The sequence below is a fragment of the Rhodococcus sp. P4_F3_2 genome, assembly GCF_056401335.1.
In genome coordinates, this window is the sequence record NZ_JBFUJN010000021.1 from 86982 (window position 1) to 107161 (window position 20180).

Here is a 20180-nt window from a genome sequence, read left to right on the forward strand (position 1 = left end):
TCCCGTAGTGTCTGGACACATGTCTGGTAAGACCAAGTTCGAGTCCACTCGTCGACGGCTCACACAGCAGCAAGCCGAAACCGTCGATCGATTGACCGCGGCAGCGATCACGGTCCTGCGCGACAAAGGGTTTGCCGATCTGACTGTGCGAATGGTGGCAGCGGAAGCCGGTGTCGCCGCAGCCACGGCATACACCTATTTTTCGTCCAAGAGTCACCTTGTGGCAGAACTGTTCTGGCGCCGACTCGACGCGGTACCTCACGAACCCTCCCCCGAGGCGGAACGAGAAGCGCAGGTCTGCTCGGTCCTTCGAAGCGTCGCACTCCTCGTTTCCGACGAACCGGAGCTGGCCGCGGCCGTGACCACGGCGATGATGGGCAACGATCCCGACGTCGAACACCTTCGGGGACGTATCGGCAAGAACATCCGCGAGCGGCTCATCGAGGCGCTGGGGCCGTCATACGATCCCGACGTACTCGAAGCACTCGAAATCTCCTGGTCCGGAGCGCTTGTCCGAGCCGGCATGGGTTACGAGTCCTATTCGCAGATCGCAGACCGGCTCGAAGTCACTGCCAGGCTGATCATGGCGGGCCACGACAACCTTCACTAGACGGGGGTCATGGCACTCACCAACCATGTGCCGTCGACTCGATCGAGTGTCACCTCGACTCGGCTCGACGTCGACGCTGGTGCCGGCCGCGCGATACTCGTCGTGATCTGATCGACGAACAGGAGCAATTCTGCTCGGTCTGCAGCAGCGGAGAGCACTCCGACGTCGACTACTCGCGCCTTCGTGCTGATTCCTTGCTCCTTCGACTGGGGTGCAACGGTTTTCGATCCGAATTCGGCGAAGCGGTCCTGAAATGTTCCACTTGCGCCCTCGGCAGCATGTGCAAGATCCTCGTCCACCGTGTCGCTGTTGTAGGTCAAGAGATTCTCGACGAGCATCGGCGCCACACCGATCACCTCGACACGTGCGGTTTCAGCGGCTGCCGAACGGTGGTGACTCCAGAGCAGAGTCCCGCCGGCTCCCACCAAGATCAGCGCTGCAAACGCCAAGACCACGCGCTTCACGGGACGAACTCCACACTCGACATCAGTACCCGACCGTCGACCTCTTCGACACCGACGCGAAGACGGTAGGTTCGCGCCGAAGACTCTCCCGCCGAATTGCCGACCTGAGCCGATGCCGCGATCAGTACCACCCCCGAGGTTCCGGATTCCGATGCCAGGGCGGCGGTGTCGACATGACCGTCGGAATCGACGGCGAAATCACGGATCGATGCGACGAACGCAGATTCACCGGACTTCAGTTCGTCTGCAAAAGTTCCCGTAGTCAGCGACTTCAGCTCCGCGAGATCCTCGTCGAGCGTGGCAGAGTGAACGTCGATCAGAGCAAGGGTTCCTGCGACAGCACCGTCGACGAACCCTTGACGCTGGGACTCTCGCACGCGGTCCGATCGAACTGCCAGACAACCGAAGACGACAACGACGCTCAGAGCCGCGAGTGCAATCCAGACCAGGGCAGTGAGTACACCGCGCTTCCCTCGGACCGGATCCAGCACCTCACCTCTCAGCGATTCGTCGGCGTCAGCAACTGTTGCCACGGCTCCCCCTCCCCCGGACCGGAGTCAGCCGGAGCCAACTCCGTGTGTTGATAGTCGACTCCGTCAGGCCCGGTGTACAACTCGCCGGGCGCATTGGTCCCCGACGGCACGTACGCTTCGGGGCTCCGGCAGATCTCCGGGCTCGGTGCTCGTTTGCCCGGTACCTCCATGCAGGGAATGTTCCGAGATCCACGAACGGCGAAGACCGAGTTCTGTGGCACTTTGCAGTACAGATCAGCCGGGGTGTCCGGCACACTCGTCTGGGTCGGGTCCCGTCGCTGATCCGCAGGAAGGTAACCGGTCGAGCACGCCGCAGGGTCCTGCGCTTGGAGGTGGAAGTTGACGTTCGCGGCGCCGTCCACCTGCCCGCGTTGTACGACGGTTTCCTGTGCCGCGACCAGTGGCGGCAAGATGACGAGCACCTGTTCCAACCCGGCGTTGTACGTCAAAGCCACCTGAGCGGTGCTGGTGAAATTGGCAAGCAGCACAGGCAAAGTGGGTTTGAGGCCTTGAAACAGCAGGTCGGCTTCAGTCGCGAAGCCCGGTCCGGTCTCGAGGATATTGCGCACGGACCCGTCGGCGACCTCCAACTGTCCACTGAGCTGAGCGACACTGGACGCCCACTGGCGAATCTGATCGCCCGTCACCACCTGTGTCTGCAGGAGCGGATCCAACTGCTGTACGAGCGTCGTAGCCGGCGTTGTGGCAGCGGCCATCTGATCGACGAACGAGGTGGTCGAATCCAGCAGACGAGCCAGATCCTCTCCCCTGCCTCCGAAAGCTGCCGCGGACTCGTCGATCACCGATCGCAACTTGTCCTGCGGTACGGATGCGAGCATCGCCTGCGCCTGATCGAGGACCGGTCCGATCTCGGTCGGGATCGTGACAGCGTCGGGGCCGATCACGTCTCCGTCGGCCAGAAAGGGTCCGTCCGCGGTGCTCGGTTGCATGTCGACGTATTGCTCACCGATTGCCGACACGCTTCGCACCGCTACTGTGAGCCCGCTGGAGGGAACGGGAACCGCACTCTCCAAGGATAATTCGGCGCGTACCACTCCCGGAGAGAGACGCACCGACCTGACCTGACCGATGGTGTCGCCGCGATAGGTCACGTTCGCGTTCCGATACAGGCCGCCGGCGTCGGGCAGTTCGACTGTCACCGAATAGCGCCCGATGCCGAGCATGGTCGGAACTCTCAGGTACGAGATAGCCGCTGCGCTCATGCCTATCACCGCCAGGATCGCGAAGATCGTCAATTGCCTTCGCACCAACTTCGTGAGAATCATCGTCCACCGTCCTGGTCGGTCCGCCCTGTACCACTTGGGGCGGCCCGCCCGGTGTCACTTGGGGCGGCCCGCCCGGTACCCAGAGGCGCGGTCAAAGGATCGACCAGTATTCCGTTCTCCACCGGAGTTTGCGGCGCCCCGAACGGAGTACCGAAGCCCAGACCTGACTGAAGGCRATTACTCGTGAGGTCGATCAGCGCCCACAAATTGGTGTAATCACCGCGCATTCCGTCGTCGATGGTCGTCTGGGGGAAGGGGAAGGTACTCAGATTGCCCAAATTGTTGATCAGGTCCGGTCCTGTTTCGACCACCTTCTGCAGCGTCGATTCCAAGGCGCTCAAATTGGCTTTCAAATCGTCGCGGGTCCGGYCGACCAGATCGGTCCCGACGTCCCCGAACCTGCCGACCGCATCGAGGGCGGTGGTCAGGTCGACGCGTTGGGCGCTCAGTTCCGCCAAGGCCGGATCAAGGGTCTCCAACGCCTCACCGAGAACGTCTCGCTGAGCCGTGATCTCGCCGGCGAACACGTCTAGATTCTCCATGGTCGTGACTATCGCCTCGCGTTGACGGTCGAGTGTCTCGGTCACGGTGTCCATCTGGCTCAGCAGGTCGCGCGCCGCATCGGTCCGCCCGCCGAGAGCAGTGTTCAGTTCCGTGGTGATGCTGTGAATCTGGGCCAGCCCACCGCCGTTGAGCACCAAGGACAGTGCCGTCAACGCTTCCTCGGTGGTGGGATAGACACTGGCCGATGCAAGGGGAATCACGGATCCCTCCGACAACCGCCCTTCCGGCGCCACCTCGGTGGGCGGCGCGAGCGCGACGTGTTTGGATCCGAGCAGACTGGTTTGGCCGATCTTGGCAGTCGCGTTGGCGGGCAGCGACACCGAACCGTCGAGCGCAACCGTCACCCGTGCGTGCCAGTTGTCGGTCTCGATCGCACTGATACTTCCGACTGTCACGTCGTTGACCATGACCGGAGAATTGGGACTGATCGACGTGACGTCCGGCATCTCGATCACGACCGAGAAACTTCCCTCACCGCGGCCGGCCGCGCCCGGCAGCGACACCGAATTCAGCCCGCTCCATTGACAACCCGTCAGAACGAGCACGGCGCTCGCCGCCACACACACTGTTCCCCACCGGCGGCCAGTCATCGTGATCCTGTCGACGGCATGAGCAAGCCGGTCAGATCAGACGCCACCGGCACCGTCGGAAAGCTCAAGGCGCCAGTCGGTTCCAGATCAGGCTCGCTGTACACCAGTTGGTCCGGAAGAGCCCCGAGCGCCCGGGTCGGATTGATGCTCAGGTCCGGGTAGTTCGCTTTGATCGTGTTGAGCAACGGGCCGAGGTATTCGATGCACAAATCCGCGCCCTTCTTCGAGGTGTCGTTGGCCAGGCCGGCGATTCCGCCGCAGATCAAGTCGATCGGGTTGCCGACGTTCTGGAATGCGGGCACACCCACCATCGCTCCTTGGGCCGGCCGGTAGACGTTGTAGTAGTTCGACAACGCTGTCGGAGCCAGATGCAGTACCTTCTCGAGACCTGCGCGCTTGTCGACCAATACCTGGGACACGTCGGCCAACTTCGCGATCTGCTCCGTCAAGCCGGTTCGGTTCTGTTCGACAAACCGCTGTACGTCGACGACGGCGGCGTCCAGATCGGCGAGAGCCGGAGCCAATTGCGTCCGGCTCTCGGCGAGCACACTCGAGACATTTGCCAGTCGTCCTTGGAACTGAACGATCTGTTCGTCGCTTGCGGCGAGTGCGGTCGTGAAGGTCTGCAGGCCGCGGATGGTGCCGAACAGATCGGCTCCGCCTTCGTCGAGTGTGCTCATAGCCTCCGAGAGTTCGGTCACCGAACGCCCCAGCGCTTCCCCGTTGCCGGCCAGTGCGGATCCGGCACCGTCGAGGAAGTTGGCGGCGGGACCGCGATCGTCCCCGTCGGGACCCAAAGCATCGGCAGCCCGGCCCAGCTGTTCCTTGATCTGGTCCCACTCGACCGGGACGGCTGTTCGGTCGAGCCCGATCTCCGCACCGTCATTCAGTGCGTCGGCGCCGTCCGTCACCGCCGGCGTCAACTGCACGAAGCGGGCCGAGACCAGCGACTGGGCAACGATCACCGCTTTCGCGTCCTCGGCGACGGGAACCTCGCGCGCCAATTTCAGTTCGACGCGCATTCGATCTCCCTGTGGGGCGATCTCGGTGACGCGGCCGACGTCGACCCCCACGACACGAACGTCGTCACCGACATACAGGCCGGTCGTCGAGGTGAAGTAGGCCGTCACGTTGTAGTAGCGCAGATGTTGCACCGCAAGGTATCCCGACACGACGACGATCGCCGCGCCGACGACGCTTCCACCGACTACGCCGATTCGACGCCAGTTCACCGGTTTGCGAACTCGTAAGGCACCCATCATCGAACCTCCGGAATCGGTAGCGGCGCAGGTGGTAGCCCGAACATCGCGTTGATCAACGGTTGGGTGTATTGCGCCGGTACCAGGTTCTGGACGTAGGCGTAATAGAAGGGACCGCTGGCCACGGTGTCGCCGAGCGTGCCCACGTACGTACCGAGACCGTCGATTCCCTGAGAAAGGTTGTCCTTGTTGTTCTGCAGAATGCCGACAACCGTGTCGAGTTTGCCGAGGACCGGCTGCAATTGCGCCTCGTTGTCGTGGACGAGTCCGCTCAGCTGGGTCGACAACGCCGAGATGTTCGTGATCACTTCCCCCAGCGCCGCCTGTCGCCGATCCAGTTCTCCCAACAAGGCGTTGCCGTCGACGAGTAGCGCGTTGACCTGTGGTCCACGCTCGGCCAGCGTCCCGGCGACGTCGTTTGCATCGGACAGCAAGGTGCGCAACATGTCGTCGCGTCTATTGACGCTGTCGGAGATCCGTGCGACACCGTCCAACGCCGGCCTCAGGTTCGGCGCACTGTCGGACATCACCTGCCCCACTGCGTCGAGTGATTCGGAGAGCCGGTCGAGATCGATGTCCTCGACCGTCGTGGTGAGGTCACCGAGCACGTCGGGCAGCGAGTACGCCGATCTTGTTCGCTCGACCGGGATCTCGCCGCCGACCGCGATCCTTCCCGGACCGTCCAGATCGAGCGATACCGCTCGCTTGCCGAGCAACGACATCGTGGTGACGGCTGCCGACGTGCTTTCTCCCAAACCGATCGAGCCTTCCAGTGTGAAATCCACGCGCGCGAGTCCGTGCTCGACCTCGATCCGATCCACCGTTCCGATCTTCACTCCGGCGGCGTTGACTTCGTCTCCCGGCTCGAGACCGCTGGCGTCGGCGAACACCGCGCTGTACCCGACACCCGATTTCAGGAACTGCAGATTCTGATACTGGAGCGATGCCAATACGACGGCGGCCGTGACGACCAATCCCACGACCCCCACGCGTACGGCCTGGCTCTGTGCCATCTCTCTCATCGTGGTGCGCACCTTCCGGTCGTCTGATCCACCAGGTCGACAGTGAGCGGCGTACCGTCGGCACCGTCGACCTTCAATGCGATTCCGCACAGATAGAAGTTGAAGAACGACCCGTACGAGCCGACTCGGATCAGCTGCTTGTAGTTCGAGGGCATGGACGCGAGAATCCGATCGAGCTCACTTTGTTGCTCGATCAGCGGATTCAGGCTTGCGTCCAGCTTCGACAGGTTTCCCTCGATGTCCGGGCGAACTCCGGCGAGGAGATCGGCGAAGGTGCCTGATGCGGTGTTCACACTCTCGACGGCAGTCCCGATCATCTCCCTGTCCGCCTCGAGCCCGCTGACCAGCTGTTGTAGGTGATCGAGAGTGTCACTGAACTGACCACCGCGGCTGCGCAATTCACTGAGCACACCGTCGAGGTTGCCGATCACTCGACCGATCAGTTGGTCGCGGTCTGCGAGAGTGTTCGTGATCGATCCGGAGTGCGCCAGCACCGATGCCACAGTTCCGGACTGGCCTTGAAACACCTCGAGCAAGGACATCGACAACGCGTTGACCTGCTCCGGGTCCAGGGCTTGAAACAGCGGCTTGAAACCACCGAGTAGCGCATCGAGGTCGAGTGCCGGCGCGGTGCGATCGACGGGAATGCTCTCGCCCTGTGGCTGCGGTTCCGCGATCCCCGGATCGTCGAGCAGTTCGAGGTATCGATTACCCACCAGATCCTGATATCGAACAGCGGCTCTGGTCGATACAGTCACGGTGTCACCCGTATCCACACTGAAACTCACGTGGGCACGGTGATTCCCACCGAATTCGACGGAGCCGACAGAACCGACCGGCACACCCGCGATGCGCACCTTGTCGCCGGCTCTGAGCCCGGAGGCGTTGACGAACTCCGCCGAGTACGACCTCGCGTCGCCACCTCGCATCTGGCCGAACACGAGGATCAGCCCGGCGTTGACGAGGATCATCACCAGAACAAAAATTCCGAACTTGACGGTGTACCCACGAACTTTCATCGGATCTCCGTCCCGAACAGGTAGCTCATCAGATCCGGGACCGTGTTCATCGGTTGCCCACCATTCGGCTGACGCTCGGGCGCAAACGGATTCACCCCGGTATCGGTCACCAGGTACGGAGCATTGACGTTCGGGTCGCGCAGTGGAAGACCCATACACTGCGGGCCACCTGTTGCCGCGACCTTCGGAAGGTCGTCGGGATATCGGTACGGTTCGGTTCCGGCGATCAGACCGATCGACATCTTGATTCCTGGTTGTCCGTTGTAGGCGCCGTCGCCGATCTTCTTGCTCTCCTGCAGTCCGTGGAACATGCAGGGAATCACCGGGGAGTATTCATCGAGCAGTGCGGTGGTCGGCCGCAGTAACGACAGAACGGTGTCGATACCGTCGGCGTTGGCTCCCAGTACATCTTCTCCGGTGCGGGCGACCCCGATCACGTTGAGCAAGAGGAGATCAAGATTCTGCTGCTCGTCGAGAACAGTGGTTCCCGTCGTCGTGAGCGAGTCGAGGGTGTCCATCAAGTCGAGAACAGCGTCGCGGTAGGTCTGTGTGACGGCTGGTAAATCAGTCAACACATGATCGAGAGCCTCACGTGCAGTGTTGAATTCGAGCAACGAGGAATCTGCTTGTTCGAGTGCGACCCCGAGCCGTTCGCCGCGTCCTTGCAGAGCAGTCGAGAKGGCACCCAATGTCGAATCGAGCTTGCCCGGGTCCACCGTCCGGAGCACGGTGGTGAGTTTCTCGAACACCGTCTTCAGTTCGACAGTCACCCGGGATGCGTCGATCGTCGCCCCGGCGGCAAGTCGCGCGCTGYTCGGCTGCTCCGGCGAGGACAGGCTGACGAACTTCGCGCCGAAGGCCGTGTTCGACGTGATCGCCACATCCACGTTTGACGGAATAGATTCGAGCGCTTCGGGATCGATCGACAACGACAGTTGTGCGGTAGCGTCGTCAGTCGGCGTGATGGACTCCACCGAGCCCACGGTCACCCCGGCCATCTTCACCCGCGCGCCCGGATCCATCACGAGCCCCGCGCGCTCCGCGATCACCGTGATCGGGACGCGAGCGACAAACACCTGGTTGAAAGACGCGACCGACAAAGCGATGACCCCGACGATCGCCGCAGCCAAGCCCAGAGCAGCCAACTTGTAGCCGTATCTGTGCACGCAGTCCCCCTAACCGGACAGATTGAAGTTGCCGGAACCGCCATAGAGCGCGAGTGAGACGAGCAGGGTCACCGCCACGACGCAGATCAGCGAGAGCCGAACCCCGCGGCCCACTGCAGTTCCCACGCCCGACGGTCCCCCGGACGCGTTGTATCCGTAGTACGTGTGGATCAGCATCACCAGTAGTGCCATCACGAGCACTTGAACGAAGGACCATGCGACGTCGACCGGATCGAGGAACGTCGTGAAGTAGTGGTCGTAAAGACCGGAGGATTGACCGAACAGCACGACCGTGGTGAATCGTCCGGCCAGAAATGATCCTACGAGCGCCAGTGAGTACAGCGGCAAGATCGCGATCATCCCTGCGGTGACGCGGGTGCTGACGACGTACGGGACCGAACTGATCGCCATCGATTCGAGGGCGTCGATTTCCTCGCTGATGCGCATGGCACCGATCTGCGCGGTCGAACCTGCTCCGATCGTGGCCGACAGGCCGATTCCCGCGATGACCGGCGCAGCGATACGAACGTTGATGAAGGCGGAGAAGAATCCGGTGAGCGCTTCGACTCCGATATTTCCCAGCGAGCTGAAACCTTGGATCGCAATGGTGCCGCCCGAGGCTAGAGTCAGAAATCCTACGACCGCAACCGTGCCGCCGATCACAGCCAAAGCTCCGGTGCCCATGCTGATCTCGGCTACCAGCCTCAACACTTCTTTCGGGTGTTTGCGAATTGCCCACGGGATGTGAGCGATGGCGCGCGCGAAGAAGACAGCTTGTCGCCCGACGTCGTCGATCGAGCGTGACGTTCGAGCCACCCGCGCCCGCGTGCGTCCGAACTTGCCGATTTGTGCCAGCGAATCCGACAGCGTCACCTCGATCACCCCGCCGTCAATCGGATGCCGACCGCGGTGACGATGGTGTTGACGACGAACAACGCCATGAACGCGTACACCACCGTTTCGTTGACGGCCTCCCCCACGCCTTTCGGCCCACCCCGTACCGACAGTCCGCGATAGCAGGCCACCAATCCCGCCAGCATCCCGAACAGTGCAGCTTTGACCATCGACAACGCCACCTCGGGCAGGCCGGTCAGCAACGTGATTCCCTCGACGAAGGCGCCAGGGTTCACGCCCTGGAGAAACACCGAGAAGGCGTAACCGCCGGCGATGCCGATGACGCAGACGAGTCCGTTGAGCAGCAAAGCCACCACGGTCGACGCGACCACCCGCGGAATCACCAACCGATTGATCGGATCGATCCCGAGCACYTCCATGGCGTCGATCTCTTCACGAATCGTTCTCGATCCCAGATCGGCGGCGATGGCTGTCGCGCCCGCACCTGCCACGATCAGCACCGTCACCACCGGACCGACCTGAGTCACGGCACCGAGCGCGGCCCCGGCGCCGCTGAGGTCGGCGGCACCGATCTCGCGGAGAAGGATGTTGAGGGTGAAACTCACCAGGACCGTGAACGGCACGGCTACCAACACTGTCGGCACGATCGACACCCGGGCGATCATCCAACTCTGCTCGAGAAACTCCTGCACCTGAAAGCGGGTGCGGAACAAGCCCACTGCGACATCGGCGCCCATCCGGTAGAACTGGCCGAGTTCGCGCATCGGGCCCGCAAGTGCAACTCTTCCGCTGTACACGTCAATGCCCCGAAGGACATGACGTGGAGTTGCCGTAGTCGACCTTGAATTCCTTGATCCCGTTGAGCCAACCGGACGAGAGCCTGCTCGGATCGCCGAGCTTGCTGATGTCGGGCATGTGATCGGCGATCTTGCCGAAGATCAGATCGACCTCCATTCTGGCCAGGTTGGCGCCGACGCAGTAGTGCGGTCCGGTTCCTCCGAACGCGAGGTGCGGGTTCGGGTCTCGGGTGATGTCGAAGACGTCGGGGTTCTCGAAGACGGTTTCGTCGAAGTTCGCCGAGCCGTAGAGCAGTACGACACGCTGCCCCTTCGCAATCGCCGTGCCGGTAATCTGTGTGTCCACCACTGCTGTTCGTTGCATCGACGTCAGTGGCGAAGCCCAGCGGATGATCTCGTCCGCGGCGGTGCGCGGACGCTCACGCTTGTACAGTTCCCACTGATCCGGATGCTCGAGAAATGCCATCATGCCGAGTGTCGTTGCGTTGCGCGTCGTTTCGTTGCCTGCGACAGCCAACATGATGACGAAGAAACCGAACTGTTCCGGGGTGAGTTTCTGTCCGTCGATGTCGGCATGCACCAAGCGCGAGATGATGTCGTCGAGCGGTTCCTCCCGCCTCGCCTCGGCCAGTTGATAGGCGTAGCCCAGGATCTGCGCCGACGCCATCCGAGACTCGCCGGCGAGCGACTCGTCGTCGTATCCCGTCATCTGATTCGACCATTCGTACAGCTGACGGCGCCCGTCCTGCGGTACACCGATCAGATCCGAGATCGCCTGCATCGGTAACTCGCTGGCGACCTGGCTGACAAAATCACCGCTACCTTCCGCCACGGCAGCCGACGCTATGTCTTCTGCCCGCGCTTCCAGCCCGGCCCGCATCGCTTCCACCGACCGCGGAGTGAACAAGCGCGCCACCAACTTGCGCAGCTGTGTGTGCTCAGGGGCGTCCTTGTTGATGAGGACGTGTTTTGTCGCCTCCAACTCCTCCGCCGAGATGTTGTCTTCATGCCGCGGAATGCAGCCGTTGACGTTGCTCGAGAACTCCTCGCTGCGCAACGAGACGTCGCGGACGTCTGCGTGGCGGGAGACAACCCAACAACCACCGTCGTGAAATCCGCCGGTACCCGGTTCCTGGGCGTTCCACCAGACCGGAGCGCATCGTCGTAGTTCGGCGAACTCGGCAAGCGGGACGCGCTCGCCGTACAGATGCGGGTCGGTCACGTCGAACCCGTCGGGAAGGTCGATCTCAGGCATTGCAGATGCTCCTTTACGGATGGGTGCCGGGTGCCGGGTGTTGCGTGTGAGCGCTATTCGATCCGGTGGACCGGGTCGCTGTTCTGTGAGAACTCCTTGGCCCAGCGGTAGTCCGGCTTGCCGCTCGGCGCTCGAACGACCTCGTCGGCGATCCAGAAGGAACGCGGAATCTTGTAGCCGGCAAGCTGAGTGCGGGTGTGTTTTTCGATGGAATCGAAATCCGGTTCCACACCATCGCGGACGCGGAGCACCGCCGCCACCCGATTGCCCCACCGCTCGTCGGCAATGCCGATCACTGTTGCGTCGTAGATGTCGGGATGGGCCTTCACCACGGCTTCGACCTCTTCCACGAAGACTTTCTCACCGCCGGTGTTGACCACCATGTTTCCCCGGCCGAGGAGAGTGACCGAGCCGTCGTCCTCGATCCGCGCTCGGTCTCCGGTCACCACTGCCCGCGCGCCGTTCACCTCTCGGAATATCTCCGCCGACTTCACCGGATCGTTGTAGTAGCCCAGTGGGACGTTGCCGAGTTTCGCCAACCATCCTTCGGCCCCCGAACCCGGCTCCAACACACGGTTGTCGTCGTCGACGACGACCGTGAATCTGTTGGCGCCCACTTTGGGTCCGCCACGCTGCTCGAGCCCTTTGGTTGCGAATCCGATTCCGCCGAAGCCTGTTTCGGACGATCCAACCGAATCGGAGATCATCAGATTCGGAAAGACGTCGAAGAACGCGTCTTTGACCGATCCGGAGAAGAGCGCAGCGCCGGAGGCGAGCACGGCCAGGCTCGACGCATCCGGTTGCAATTCGTGATGGGCTTCGACCAGTGGACGGCCCATGGCGTCGCCGGTGATGACCATGACCTGCGGGCGATATTCGGCGACGACTTTCCAGACCTGTGCCGCATCGAACTTCGGTTCGAAGATGACGGTGTTTCCGGAGAACAGAGCGTTGAACGTCGGCATCAGTGCCGAGGTGTGGATCAGCGGTGGAAGCATGCACCACCGCATCGGTTCGGCTGCCGCGGCGCCACCGCGCGACTGCTGGTACTCGTCGGCGATCGGCTCACCCGAATAGAAGTCGTAACCGCCGGCCAACACGCGCCAGATGTCTTCCTGCCGCCAGACGACGCCTTTCGGTCGTCCGGTTGTTCCGCCGGTGTAGAGAACGTAGACGTCATCGCCGGAACGCTCGGGAAAAGCATGTTCACCTACGCGCAGCGGGGATTGGTTGCCGAGCGCATCCTCGTACGCCACTGCCCCCGGAATCGACGGTTCGTTCCCGAGAGCGAGTTCGTCCGCCGCCTCGATCACGTACTTGACCCGCGGCGCGGACACCAACGCCTCGGCGACCCGCTCAGCGAAACCACGATGGAAAACCAACGCCGTGAGATCCGCATTCTCGTACAGGTAAACCAATTCGTCGCTCGTGTAGCGGTAGTTCACCGTGACGGGAACGCCGCGGATCTTGAAGGCCGCGAGGACAGCAACCATCGCCTCGATCGAGTTGTGCAGTTGAATACCGATGTGCGAACCGACACCCAACCCGACGGACTGGAAGTAATGCGCCAATCGGTTGGCCCGCTCGTCGAGCTCACGGTATGTCACCTCCTCGCCGGAAACGATCAGCGCGAGGCGATCGGGCATCACATCGACGGAATGCTCGAACAGGTCTGCAAACGTGTACGCCATAGGTTGAGTCCTTCGGGTTCGGCCGGTCAGACGACGAAGAGAGGCAAAGGGATTCCGCGATCTTCGAATACGAATGCCGCGCCGGTACTGACCTTCGTAATGGCGACTTCGACGCATTCCGGAGCGGGAGCTTCGGTGATGTCGACGGCCAGAAGGAGCCCCGCGGCATCTTCGGCCACCACTCTCACGGTGAAGTGCGGATTCACGCCGCGGACCAAAGCCTGGAGGGGATCGAGGTGCTCGCTGCCGAGCAAGGTCGGCCAACCGCCGTCACGGTCGACAAGAGCGTCTCGCGAGATCCACAGCTCCAGAGCACCGCCGTCCGGTCGGATCTCACTCTCCACATACTGCTTCGGATTCAGCAAGGGATGCACGGACAGGACCAATGCCAACGATTCCAGAGTCGAAGGAAGCCCGAGCGCATCTCGAATACGCTGTGCCGCAACTCCCGCGATTCCGGTCAATTGCTTTCGCGTGATCTCGCGCGCCTTGTCTTCGTCGGCACGGCGGCGAACCGCTGCCAGAAAGCCCAACGCCAACAGATGATGCTGCACGCAGATCTCCTCTGCGATACGAACCAAGGCCGATCGCGAGAAGTCGGAAAATCTCAGGTCGGACAACAACGGACCCGAGTAGTCCGCCTTACCGTCCCCACCGTGATCGATCGGGCTCAGCTCGACCGTCACCGCGGCGGTGCGTCCGATCTGCTCGGTGTGCGCGGTCATCACGGGAGGCGTGTGCGACGGGTCGATGGAAACGGTCCAGGCGCAGTGCGGATGTCGGTCCGCGGGCCTGCGCGGTGGTCGGTGAATCGGCCGGATCTGGGCGTGCGGGTTGGTCGCGATGGCCGTCGCATCGAAAGTCGGATCCTCGATGTCGTGACACATCGAGGTCACGAACTCATCGCCCAACGGCTCGACGTCCATGAGTGCTCCGCAATGATCGAGCCAGAATTCACCGTGCAGCGGATCGTCGACCCGGTATCGAAAGTCCATGAACTGTGGCGGAGCGCCGATGTCGAGTTGTAACCCTTTGAAGATCGTCACGACGTCGTCGCCCTCGTATCCGAGAGCCTTCTGCATGCGGCGGGTGTACCAGGGGCTGGCCGATTCCCACTCCTCGACGGCCACCTGCGCCATACCCTCGCGTCCGAATTCGACGATCAGATGCGCCATGCCCGAGCGATCGATCAGCTGCCCACACAGGAGCAACTCGGGCACCAACACGGCAAGGTCGCGCTGCGAGAGTGTCTCGAAGGAATCGCGTACCGTCATCGGACTCACCACAGCGGGACCGGCGCGGTGCCCACCGGATACCAGCCCGGTAGCGGGTCGCCCGAGATCGATCGCTGGATCCGGCCCTGCATCCCCTTCGAGAGAGCGTTGTTGCCGATCATCTCCATGAACAGTGCCGACACGTTCCCGAAGTCGAAGAAGTCACGCTGCCAGGACCATTGGAAGTCCCCGCCGTAGCGGAACCAACTACCGCCGATACCGTAGACGGAGTAGTTGCTCCCGTCCTCACGCTTGGCATCGGAAATCTGCTTCCACAAGCCGATCACGTTTCCACTACGTTCGTCGATCACAAAGTCTTGATACGGGTACTCCCAGCCTTCGAGGCCCTTCATCTCGAGGCCGAGCGCGACTTCGCGAATCTCCTCGCGCCCCACCGCCATGAAATCCTGCTTGGGACCGTAGTTCCACCCGTACGTGGCGTCCTCGGTGTACATGTCCGCCAACGCTTTCCAGTCACCGGCGGCTTCGGCCTTCTTGTTCGCCTCGATCCAGCGTTGGACCATCTCGTCGAGCTCTGCGCGGTCGAAACCCGTCATCTGAACTTCCTCCCTCGAGTACTTGAATTCGCTGCAATCAATCGACAATCCGCTGTAATCAGTCGACAATTCTCAGGGCGCCGGTCGGGCAGTACCTGACCGCCATCTCAGCTTCACCACGGAGCGACTCGGGTGGGTCCGAGTCCAGAAGACTGACCTTCCCCCGCTTCGGGACGACAAAGATCTCCGGTGCCTCGAGCTCGCACGCCGCATGGCCTTGGCACAGGTCGAGGTCGACTTCGACGTGCATGATCACCCCTCACGCCCGGGACGTGTTCTGCGCCGGTACCTCACCGCGCACGGCTGCTGCAATTGGACGACCATCTTGCTGTGGTCGTTTCGGTAGGACTCCGACGGCTGCGCCATCTCGAACTCGAAGTCCCGCAGCAGGATCGAGAAGATCGCTTTGAGCTGCATCTGGGCGAATGCAGCGCCGACGCAGCGATGCCGGCCGGCTCCGAACGGAATCCACGTCCAGCGGTTGACGATGTCCTCTTGATTCGGGTCGATGTACCTCCCGGGATCGAAGGTGTCCGGTCGGGGGAAGTCCTCGGCGATTCGATTGGAGATCGCGGGCGTCGCGGCGACAAGATGGCCCTCTCGGATCTCGAAGCCGCCCACTTCGAAATCTCCACGTGCCACCCGCAACAGGATGATCAACGGCGGATGCAGTCGAAGGGTTTCCTTGACCACAGCCTCGAGAACCGGAATCTGGCGCAGGGCATGAAAACTGATGTCGGCGCCGTCGGAGTACAGATTGTCGAGTTCGTCGACGACGTCCGTCATGGTGTCGGGATGCCGCAACATCTCGATCAGCGACCACGCTGCCGTGCCGGAAGTCGTGTGGTGGCCGGCGAACATCATCGAGATGAAGATGCCGGTGATCTCGTCGGCACTGAACCGGAGGTCGCCGTTCTCGTCCTTGACCGAGACCAACACGTCCAACATGTCGCGGTCCTCCTTGCCCTTCGGAGGATTCGCGATGCGCCCGTTCATGATGTCCTGTACCAGAGCGACCAACGCCAACCGGGCCTCGTCGCGGCGGCGGAAACTCTCGATCGGCGCGTACGGATCCACGAAAGCCAATGCATCAGTTCCCTGTTCGAGCTCGTGATACAGCTTGGCGAAGCTATCGTCCAGTTCGTCGCGGAACTTCTTGCCGATCAGGCACGCCGACGAGGTGTAGATGGTCAGCTCGGCGAAGAAGTCGAGCAGATCGATCTCGCCTTCGTCTCCCCACTGCGCGACCATCGCCTCGACCTCGCGGCCGATCGTGGCAGCGTGCCCGCGCATCTGTTCGCCGCGCAGAGCCGAGTTGTGCAGCATCTCCTTACGCCGCTCCGGGCTGGCATCGAAGACGACGCCTTCACCGAATATCGGCTTCATGAAGGGGTAAGCCGCTTGTTGGTCGAGATCCTCGTCGGTGGAGCGGAAGAAGAACTCGTTTGCCTCAGCTCCGGACAGCAGGATCACTGTGCGGTCGGCAAGTTGAAAGGCGCCGACGTCACCACATTCCTCACGCACCCGGCGCATGAGCGCTATCGGGTCGGTTCGCAGTTCCTCGAGATGCCCGTGCGGGAGATCCCCGCCGGACACCCGCGGTGGCTCGGGCAGTGTTCGCGACGTCTCCTGCACTCCGTGCGTCATGTCGTCTCCTGTGAGTTCGCAGTGGGAAGTTTGTCCAGTGGTGCCTCGGGCTGAACTTCGACGAGCACGATGTGTGCTCCTCGCGGCGCCGACACAACGGCGACGATGGCATTGGCGATGTCCGAGGCGCGCAGAAAGTAACCATGGCGGGCGAACCCCCACTTACTCCACGATTCCCCAACCGGTCCGATGATCTCCGGCGTCGTGTCCATCCCCATGCCGGTCAGTGTCGGCCCGGGTCGCACGATCGACGCACGAATGCCTGTTCCTTCGAGCTCCATTCGCATCTGGCGCCCCATTGCTTCGAGCCCGGCCTTGGCCGCGTCGTAAGCACCCATGAGTGGACGCTGGCGCTCGGCACAATCCGAGCCGATCAGTACGAAGTCACCGCGCTGTCGTTGCCTCATGCCGGGGAGTACGCGATGCGCCAATCGCTGCGCACCAACGAGGTGGACTTGGATCTGCCGTGAAAACGCCTCTGGATCCATCTCGTCCGCAGCCCCGAATTCGAGGTCACCGGCACCGGAGACGACCATTTCGGTGGGACCGTGGACTGCCTCTGCGGCCGAGACGAATCCGTCGACCGAATCACCGTCCGTGACGTCGAGGAAGTGGGCAAACGCTTCACCACCATTGCTGCGGATCTTCTCGGCGATGGCTTCGCATTCGGTGACTCGACGCGCACCGAGCGCAACCGGATGGCCGAGTTCGGCCAGGGCATACGCAGTAGCGGTGCCGATTCCCGACGATGCACCACTGATCAATGCCGGCCGGCAAACTGGATTGGGTTCGAAACGAGGCATCAGCGCACCTGCACTTTCACCGGCAGGGCCGCAAAGCCCCGGACGTTTGTCGAATGAACACGCTCGATTCCGGACTCGTCGACTTCGTAGTCGCTGACCCGACGCCCGAACTCTGCGAGGGCGATCTTGGCTTCGAGCTTGGCAAGGTGGGCACCGAGACAGAAGTGCACGCCACCACCGAAACTCGCGAGTTTTCCCGACGAACTCCGGCCGATCTGGAAGCTGTCGGCATCCTCGAAGACGTCGGCGTCTCGGTTGGCCGATCCGATCAGGAGCAGGACCTTCTGCCCCGCCGGAATGGTGCGTCCGTGATATTCGAGGTCGACAACCGAAGTCCGAGCCACGATCTGGCTCGACGTGTCGTAGCGAAGAGTCTCTTCCACCCATTCCGAGGCTCGTTCGGGATCGTCGAGAACCGGTGTGATCTGCTCCCGGTGGTGCGAACCCCAGTACAGAGCGTTTCCGAGAAGCTTGGTCGTGGTCTCGTTTCCGGCCACGACCATCAGAAACATGAATCCGAGGATCTCCTGGTCCGAGAGTTTGTCTCCGTCGATCTCGGCATCGAGCAAGGCCGAGGTCAGATCGTCCGTCCGCGATCGGCGACGCTGCGCGATCATCTCCTTGTAGTAGCCCATCAAACTGATCGAAGCCTCCACCGCAGGTTGCGGCACGTCGAGAACACCCGCCTCTCGATGCACCACCAGATCCGCCTTGCGCCGCAGTTCGGCTCTGTCGGGTTCGGGGACCCCCATGAGTTCGGAGATGACGTCCATCGGCAGCTTTCCCGCCACCTCCGTAATCCAGTCGAACTCCCCCGCGCCCAACGCAGGTACCAGATGTTGCTTCGTGAGTTCGAGGATCCGGCCGGCGAGCTCCGCAACCCGTCGCGGCGTGAATCCGCGAGAAACCAACTGGCGCAACCGCATATGGCGGGGATCGTCCATCGCGAGAAACGACATCACATAATGCGCGTGTGGACCGTAGGCTGCGGGGTCGAGCGATACCCCGTTGGCGCTCGAGAGACGCTTGTTGTCCTTGAATCCGTCGACCACGTCCGCATATCGCGACAACGCCCAAAAGCCAACGTCCGGATTGTGATACAACGGTGATTCTTCGCGCAGACGCTTGTACGTCGGATACGGATCGTCGTGAAAGTGGTAGTCGTACGGATTGAAGACCACCGGATCGATCAAAGCTTCTGTCATGATTTCTCCAGGATCAGTAGAGCTGAGGCCTCGAGGCGTCCAGCGATTTGCGCGTAGGTTCCGTAGCCGATCCCTGCTCGCAGAAGCGCCCCGGCATAAAGCATTTCGAGCGCTTCCAACACTTCGGGTTCGCCATTCGGATCCAGCGCCGAAGCGAGTCGTTGATGGATCTCGAGTCCGATCCGCCCGCGAAGATGTTCCACTTCAGGATCGGATCCGAGCAGTGCATTGGTCACGGCGGCCGATACCTCCGGTTCGTCCGCGAGAAGCAGCGCGATGTTTCGAAGTACAGACAGCACGTGCGCGGTGCGATCCAACCCTGAGCCATCAGGCGCCGACGAGTTCTGAAGTCTTCGCCAGAAAACCTCTGCGACCAGATGCTCCTTGGACGCGAAATACGTGTAGGCGGTCGCAGTTCCTACACCCGCTTCGGCCGCAACCGAACGGACAGTCAGTCCGGAAAACTCTTGTTTGCGTAGAACTTTCACTGTTGCTTCGGCAAGCCTGGCCACAGTTTCCGCCTGTTTGCCCGTGAGGCGCCTGCGAGTGGATTCATAGACAATCGATCCCCCGCCACTTGAATCGCCCCGTTTGCTGGACACGTGTCTGGACGTTACTACAGCACCCTGTCCAGGGCAACGAAATGGGGAAACTTCGAAAATTCACCACTCACAGGCAGCCACGAAGCGAAAAGTTCTACTACAGACCGATCTTCATCCCGGCACCAGCGTCCACGCGCAGTTGCTGGCCGGTGACGAATCGCGACTCGTCCGAGGACAGGTACACGACCGCATGCGAGATGTCCGCGGGCTCGACCCACGGGGTCGGCATCGCCTGCATGAACGGGAACGTCGCTGCCGCATCCTCGGCGGTCGGATTCTCGAGGTCGGGACGGAACGTGCGGTACATCGGCATGCTCTGCAACATGTCGGTGTTCACGTTGGTCGGATGAATCGCGTTGACGCGAATGGAACTCGGCCCGAGAGTCAGTGCCAACGAACTGGTATATGCCTGAATCAGCTTCTTGGCCAGTCCGTATCCGTCGCCACCCGGACCCTGGAGCGCCTGCTGCCCGTTGAATCCGGTCTGTGGCACCAGACCGGCAACAGAGCCGATCGCGATGATCGAACCCCCTTCGCCGAGGTATTCCATCGACGCGTGCACTGTATTGACGACACCGAGAAAGTTCACATCGAACGCGTCGACGAAACCGGCAGTCGACACGTGCTTGCCGAGCGGACAGATACCGGCGTTCGCCACGACGACATGCAATCCGCCCAACTGACCTACCGCCTCGGCAAGTGCCGTTTCGAGTCCGGCGCGATCGCGGACGTCGACACGTGCCGTCACCACCTGCTGTCCGGTCTCTTTCACCAGTCGAGCCGTTTCCTCGAGATCGGCAGGACTGGCGAGCGGGTATTCGTTGCTGGCGATGTCTGCGCACAGATCGAAGGCGATGATGTGCGCGCCCTCCCGTGCGAGATGAACGGCATGACTGCGCCCCTGACCTCGAGCAGCACCGGTCACCAGCACCACTTTTCCGTCAACTCTGTTCATTTCGACCTCTCTCCCGTGTACGTGAA

General features: G+C 62.0%; 21 protein-coding genes. 1 reads left to right on the plus strand and 20 read right to left on the minus strand.

The features are described 5' to 3' along the window. The first annotated feature begins 19 nt into the window (after positions 1 to 19). The gene (locus AC1DWA_RS22100) at positions 20 to 610 is read left to right on the plus strand and encodes a TetR/AcrR family transcriptional regulator (RefSeq protein WP_477846785.1); all 591 of its coding nucleotides are present in this window, start codon (positions 20 to 22) and stop codon (positions 608 to 610) included. On the opposite strand, the gene AC1DWA_RS22105 is transcribed toward AC1DWA_RS22100, so the two are convergent. The 20 genes from AC1DWA_RS22105 to AC1DWA_RS22200 all read right to left on the minus strand — a co-directional run bounded on the left by AC1DWA_RS22105 (position 607) and on the right by AC1DWA_RS22200 (position 20154). Further along, on the minus strand, positions 607 to 1074 hold the full coding sequence (locus AC1DWA_RS22105; protein ID WP_029255477.1) for a hypothetical protein: 468 nt from the start codon (positions 1072 to 1074) through the stop codon (positions 607 to 609). The genes AC1DWA_RS22100 and AC1DWA_RS22105 overlap by 4 nt on opposite strands. Beyond that, positions 1071 to 1607, minus strand: a complete 537-nt coding sequence (locus AC1DWA_RS22110) for a hypothetical protein (protein WP_020907934.1) — start codon at positions 1605 to 1607, stop codon at positions 1071 to 1073. Before AC1DWA_RS22110 ends, AC1DWA_RS22105 begins: the two co-directional genes overlap by 4 nt. Continuing rightward, entirely contained in the window at positions 1574 to 2893 is a 1320-nt protein-coding gene (locus AC1DWA_RS22115; protein ID WP_029255478.1) for an MCE family protein, read from the minus strand. The genes AC1DWA_RS22110 and AC1DWA_RS22115 overlap by 34 nt, the downstream gene beginning before the upstream one ends. Next, on the minus strand, positions 2890 to 4047 hold the full coding sequence (locus AC1DWA_RS22120) for an MCE family protein (protein WP_477917028.1): 1158 nt from the start codon (positions 4045 to 4047) through the stop codon (positions 2890 to 2892). The genes AC1DWA_RS22115 and AC1DWA_RS22120 overlap by 4 nt, the downstream gene beginning before the upstream one ends. Further along, positions 4044 to 5306 (minus strand): MCE family protein, encoded by a 1263-nt coding sequence (locus tag AC1DWA_RS22125; protein WP_069147170.1) that lies wholly within the window; start codon positions 5304 to 5306, stop codon positions 4044 to 4046. Before AC1DWA_RS22125 ends, AC1DWA_RS22120 begins: the two co-directional genes overlap by 4 nt. After that, positions 5306 to 6328, minus strand: a complete 1023-nt coding sequence (locus AC1DWA_RS22130; RefSeq protein WP_477917030.1) for an MCE family protein — start codon at positions 6326 to 6328, stop codon at positions 5306 to 5308. Before AC1DWA_RS22130 ends, AC1DWA_RS22125 begins: the two co-directional genes overlap by 1 nt. Further along, the gene (locus tag AC1DWA_RS22135) at positions 6325 to 7347 is read right to left on the minus strand and encodes an MCE family protein (protein WP_021334007.1); all 1023 of its coding nucleotides are present in this window, start codon (positions 7345 to 7347) and stop codon (positions 6325 to 6327) included. Before AC1DWA_RS22135 ends, AC1DWA_RS22130 begins: the two co-directional genes overlap by 4 nt. Then, entirely contained in the window at positions 7344 to 8513 is a 1170-nt protein-coding gene (locus tag AC1DWA_RS22140; protein ID WP_477917032.1) for an MCE family protein, read from the minus strand. The genes AC1DWA_RS22135 and AC1DWA_RS22140 overlap by 4 nt, the downstream gene beginning before the upstream one ends. A gap of 9 nt (positions 8514 to 8522) precedes the next feature. Then, positions 8523 to 9395 (minus strand): MlaE family ABC transporter permease, encoded by an 873-nt coding sequence (locus AC1DWA_RS22145; RefSeq protein ID WP_003944051.1) that lies wholly within the window; start codon positions 9393 to 9395, stop codon positions 8523 to 8525. Next, a complete protein-coding gene (locus AC1DWA_RS22150; protein WP_021344419.1) occupies positions 9392 to 10132 on the minus strand; it encodes an MlaE family ABC transporter permease in 741 nt (246 codons plus the stop codon). The genes AC1DWA_RS22145 and AC1DWA_RS22150 overlap by 4 nt, the downstream gene beginning before the upstream one ends. A 34-nt stretch (positions 10133 to 10166) precedes the next feature. Then, positions 10167 to 11420: a cytochrome P450 gene (locus AC1DWA_RS22155; protein WP_477846788.1), complete on the minus strand. Its 1254-nt coding sequence runs from the start codon at positions 11418 to 11420 to the stop codon at positions 10167 to 10169. Positions 11421 to 11473: 53 nt separating this feature from the next. Next, entirely contained in the window at positions 11474 to 13111 is a 1638-nt protein-coding gene (locus tag AC1DWA_RS22160) for an acyl-CoA synthetase (RefSeq protein ID WP_290287027.1), read from the minus strand. Between the two features lie 26 nt (positions 13112 to 13137). Continuing rightward, positions 13138 to 14385: a hypothetical protein gene (locus AC1DWA_RS22165; RefSeq protein ID WP_042952026.1), complete on the minus strand. Its 1248-nt coding sequence runs from the start codon at positions 14383 to 14385 to the stop codon at positions 13138 to 13140. A 5-nt stretch (positions 14386 to 14390) separates the two neighbouring features. Continuing rightward, complete coding sequence (locus AC1DWA_RS22170) at positions 14391 to 14942, minus strand: Cif family virulence factor (RefSeq protein WP_477846789.1); 552 nt, start codon at positions 14940 to 14942, stop codon at positions 14391 to 14393. 58 nt (positions 14943 to 15000) lie between these two features. Beyond that, positions 15001 to 15192 (minus strand): ferredoxin, encoded by a 192-nt coding sequence (locus AC1DWA_RS22175; protein WP_020907945.1) that lies wholly within the window; start codon positions 15190 to 15192, stop codon positions 15001 to 15003. A gap of 2 nt (positions 15193 to 15194) precedes the next feature. Next, complete coding sequence (locus AC1DWA_RS22180) at positions 15195 to 16589, minus strand: cytochrome P450 (RefSeq protein WP_195791395.1); 1395 nt, start codon at positions 16587 to 16589, stop codon at positions 15195 to 15197. Beyond that, a complete protein-coding gene (locus AC1DWA_RS22185) occupies positions 16586 to 17392 on the minus strand; it encodes an SDR family oxidoreductase (protein WP_317832675.1) in 807 nt (268 codons plus the stop codon). Before AC1DWA_RS22185 ends, AC1DWA_RS22180 begins: the two co-directional genes overlap by 4 nt. After that, entirely contained in the window at positions 17392 to 18597 is a 1206-nt protein-coding gene (locus tag AC1DWA_RS22190; RefSeq protein ID WP_317832673.1) for a cytochrome P450, read from the minus strand. The genes AC1DWA_RS22185 and AC1DWA_RS22190 overlap by 1 nt, the downstream gene beginning before the upstream one ends. Continuing rightward, positions 18594 to 19160 carry a TetR/AcrR family transcriptional regulator gene (locus tag AC1DWA_RS22195; RefSeq protein ID WP_024487471.1) on the minus strand — a complete coding sequence of 189 codons (567 nt, stop codon included), beginning with the start codon at positions 19158 to 19160 and terminating at the stop codon, positions 18594 to 18596. Before AC1DWA_RS22195 ends, AC1DWA_RS22190 begins: the two co-directional genes overlap by 4 nt. A gap of 136 nt (positions 19161 to 19296) precedes the next feature. Next, positions 19297 to 20154: a mycofactocin-coupled SDR family oxidoreductase gene (locus AC1DWA_RS22200; RefSeq protein WP_317832671.1), complete on the minus strand. Its 858-nt coding sequence runs from the start codon at positions 20152 to 20154 to the stop codon at positions 19297 to 19299. Positions 20155 to 20180: the final 26 nt, after the last annotated feature.